This is a genomic window from Caballeronia mineralivorans PML1(12), assembly GCF_001028175.1.
Taxonomy (GTDB): domain Bacteria; phylum Pseudomonadota; class Gammaproteobacteria; order Burkholderiales; family Burkholderiaceae; genus Caballeronia; species Caballeronia mineralivorans.
Genome location: NZ_AEJF01000342.1, coordinates 1 through 298, shown reverse-complemented (window position 1 = coordinate 298; position 298 = coordinate 1). Strand labels below are relative to the sequence as shown.

Annotated in this window: 1 protein-coding gene; it reads right to left on the bottom strand. The window is 51.7% G+C overall.

Annotation, left to right across the window (positions count from 1 at the left end; all coding sequences use genetic code 11):
• The coding region (locus EOS_RS49510; protein ID WP_200908776.1) for an OapA N-terminal domain-containing protein at positions 1 to 146 on the bottom strand (146 nt) is incomplete at its 3' end.
• Positions 147 to 298 lie beyond the last annotated feature (152 nt).

Sequence of the window (298 nt, the reverse complement as noted above, 5' to 3'; positions counted from 1 at the left end):
ACAATTGGCGTGGCATCACGGTGATAAACATAAGGCCGCCAGACAGCGACGGCCAGAGTAAGAACGGTGAGCGACCCCAACATAACGCGGTGTGGTCGCGGTAAATTATTAAACGCCAGGGCGACAGAGCGGGCTATCTGTTGCACGTAATCACTTCCTCATTAATCTCCTTTCAGGCAGCTCGCATACTGGTTGGCTAATTGACTCAGGAATTCTGAATAGCTTGTTTTACCCAGTTTGATATTCGTCCCCAGGGGATCCAACGTTCCCATACGAACGGATGTCCCTCGTGCGACGC